At 61.7% G+C, this 3,042-nt stretch carries 3 protein-coding genes and 1 tRNA gene; 2 read left to right on the top strand and 2 right to left on the bottom strand.

The window, feature by feature from the left end; genetic code table 11:
• Positions 1-229: 229 nt before the first annotated feature.
• On the bottom strand, positions 230-436 hold the full coding sequence (locus U1737_RS20540; RefSeq protein ID WP_332798080.1) for a hypothetical protein: 207 nt from the start codon (positions 434-436) through the stop codon (positions 230-232).
• Here U1737_RS20540 and U1737_RS20805 point away from each other — a divergent pair.
• Both U1737_RS20805 and U1737_RS20800 read left to right on the top strand, forming a co-directional pair.
• A complete protein-coding gene (locus U1737_RS20805) occupies positions 339-1,274 on the top strand; it encodes a hypothetical protein (protein WP_443027170.1) in 936 nt (311 codons plus the stop codon). The two genes, U1737_RS20540 and U1737_RS20805, sit on opposite strands and share 98 nt — an antisense overlap.
• 594 nt (positions 1,275-1,868) lie before the next feature.
• Positions 1,869-2,372, top strand: a complete 504-nt coding sequence (locus U1737_RS20800) for a hypothetical protein (protein ID WP_443027169.1) — start codon at positions 1,869-1,871, stop codon at positions 2,370-2,372.
• A gap of 557 nt (positions 2,373-2,929) precedes the next feature.
• On the opposite strand, the gene U1737_RS20530 is transcribed toward U1737_RS20800, so the two are convergent.
• A tRNA-Met gene (locus U1737_RS20530) sits at positions 2,930-3,006 on the bottom strand.
• Between the last annotated feature and the right edge of the window lie 36 nt (positions 3,007-3,042).

Here is a 3,042-nt window from a genome sequence, read left to right as displayed (position 1 = left end):
GCAGAACTCGAAAAGCAACGGTCGGGTTTAAACCTGACCGTTGCTTCACCCGCGCTCCTGCGCGACAACAACGGTCGGTCTCTGGTCGCAGCTGGATGAAAGGCGGGGGTCACGTCATTTTCAACCGGCAGCGGTTCGTCCGCGATCCCATCACGCGCAAGCGCGTCTCCAAACCTAATCCAGAAAGCGAATGGAAGGTGCAGGAGGTACCGGAGCTGCGCATCGTCGATCACGCGGCCTGGACAGCCGTGGCGTCGATGGACGGCACGGCGGAGCGGGTGGCCGGCGTCAAACGCAAGCCGAGCAAGAGGCTGCTGTCCGGGCTGATCAATTGCGGGATCTGCAGCGGCACCTTCACCGTCGTCGGCGCCGAGCGCTGGGGATGCAGCGCGGCGCGGGCGTCCGGAACATGCGTCAACACGCGGACGATCAGCACCTCGCAGCTTGAGCAGCGGGTCCTGGGCGCGTTGCGGGAACGCCTGCTTCAACCGGGACTCGTACATGCCTTCGTCGACGAGTATCGTCGCGCTCGGGAACAGGACCGGGCGGCCAATGCGTCCGAAACAGCGAAGCTCGAGCGCGCCCTCGTCAAGACGAACGGCCGCATCGGCCGTCTCACCGACATGATGGCCGACGGCGTGGGCGACTACGCAGACATGAAGGCAAGGCTAGCCGCCGCGTTGGGTGAACGCACGAACCTTGAACGACGAATGGAGGAAGCCGAGGTCACTCCGGCGATCGCTCTCCATCCCAACCTTGCAGAGGCCTACCCGGGAGAGCTGGTAGCCGGTACTGTTGGTCTCCTCCATCCAGCCCAGGACACCGATCAGCTGTTCGTCGGTCATATGGCTTGGATAGAGGCGATAGAGGATCGAGCGTGCGGCGCTCTGGCTCCATTCTCCGGGACCGGCGGCGATGCTCCCGGCAATATCGATCAGCTCGCGGTCGTCGAGAGCGACAAGCGCGACGATCGCGTCGATCCGGGGATATATATCCGCTTTGTGGTCCCAGACTACGGCCCTGGCGAACTCAGCAGAACCCGCCATCTTCGCCGCCCCAATGAGGTCGAGAAGAACCTGCTGGACCTCGACATTCTCGACCGACGCGAACCGCTCGCGCACGATCGGCTCGAGCGTCGGGTCCGCCAGCCGATGGATCTGGATCTCAGGAATGCTGACGCCCCGCCAACCGCCCATGCCGAACCGCTCGATAAAAGTGTCGAGGGCACGTTGGCGCTGTTCCACCTTGAGGCTCCCCGGATCACCAAGGTTTAGAAGGAGTGCCGGGTCGAGCCGGTTGACAAGGTCAAATACCCAAGGTTGCCACAAGGACAACCAAGCCGCGACATCACGCAGCGACGGACGGATCACGTCGAAGCCTTGCGCCGTCTCGATCACCAGAAGGCGGCGAACAGCGGAGCGCGCGAGCCCGGCGTTGATTAGCTCCGACAGACGCTGGCCGGCCAAAAACTCAAAGGCGAGCCGGTTGTGAAAGCGCACGCGCCCATAGCTCGCAAAGCCGAATAAGGCGCGCTCGAGCAGCGCCTTGCGGTCTTCATTCGGCCAGTCCTCCAAAATGATCGCGGGATCGATCACCGTGGCGGCGTCGAGGATATCATTGTTGACGTCGTGGCGCAGCGTCAGCCGCTGAGTCAGCACGACCGCAAGGGCCAGTCGCTGAGCGCCTTTCAAGGCGCGCGCCGGTGCCAGGTCGCGGTCATGCCGATTCGGGTTCGGCTTCAAGCGAGCCTGCACGTCGAACGCCACCTGCTGGGCGTGGGTCCCGAATGAGCCGTTAAGCTCGACCCAGGCGGCAGCGGCTTCGATGACGTCCTGCGGCCGCCGCATGAAGTCCATCATCGACGAGCTGTGAGGCGCGCTGATGAACGACTCCACCTCCTCGACGCCCCGCGCCTGGGCGAGCCGCTCAATATCGCTCCGGCCAAGCGGCAGCAGCGAGACGTAGCGGGCTTCGGGTCGGGCCTTCTCCCTCTTCTGCTTCTCAGCGCTCTTCCCGAGCGCGAGGTTAGCGAAATCCTCCTCGCTCAACCGCTGCTGCGGTTTCGACGCGGCGAACGTCTTGAAAAAGAGATCCCTATCCACCGGCAAGGGCCGCGACGTCAGGACGACTCGAATGCGCCCCATATGGCCTTCGAGGTCGTTGGCCACATTGCGCAGCGCAGTCCGGAACTTCCCCTGGGTCAGGTTGAGCTCATCGACCGAATCGAGGAAGATAGTTGCGATTTGGCTATCTGTTCGTTTCCATGCTTCCAGTCGTTCATCTTCCGCTGGCGATCGCAAATGCCCCCAAGGCTGTGCGGCGACCGATGCCAGCTCGACATAAAAGGCAGGTTCGCCCTGCTTCCAAAGTAGGTCCTGTTGCGCCTTGCATTCATACGTCTTGCCAGACTGTGCTTCGGACAAAAGCAGAATGAGCCGGGACTCGAGTACATCGTCCTATCCGGAGGTCTTGCCAAAGACAGAGCGCCGGATGACCGCGAGGCGTTCCGCCTCGTCAATTTCCCTTTCGTTAAGATCGAAGAAGCTGCGAATCATCGGGGCGAAAGTCATCTCCGCAATATAGGTGCCACATCCGCTCCAGGTATATACGATCGCACCCGTTCAAGCGCGGCATGACAGACGATGGGCGAACGGCTGATTGCAAGCACGCAAATTGACAGACTGAATGACCGAACTTGGACCGCGTAGCTACCATCGCGAGCTTGATGAACAAACGGCCGCTTACACCATCTGCCAGCCCGAAACGGCCGGACCGTAATCCGTTAAGTCCGCAGGAGAGTCCTCAGGGACCTTCCGTGCTACGCTGTCATACGCAGTAGCGTGCTACCCGTTTGATACCTGACGCGCTTTGAGCGGCGTGGTCCAGACGCAAAAAATCCCGCCAAGTCATTCGACTTGCGGGTTATTGTTGGTTGCGGGGACAGGATTTGAACCTGTGACCTTCAGGTTATGAGCCTGACGAGCTACCGGGCTGCTCCACCCCGCGACGGTCTGCGGTTGCAGACGTTGGGTATAGACGACG

The organism is Sphingomonas fucosidasi (genome assembly GCF_036663855.1).
Classification (GTDB): Bacteria; Pseudomonadota; Alphaproteobacteria; order Sphingomonadales; family Sphingomonadaceae; genus Sphingomonas; species Sphingomonas faeni_B.
This window is presented reverse-complemented; position numbering and strand designations above follow the sequence as displayed.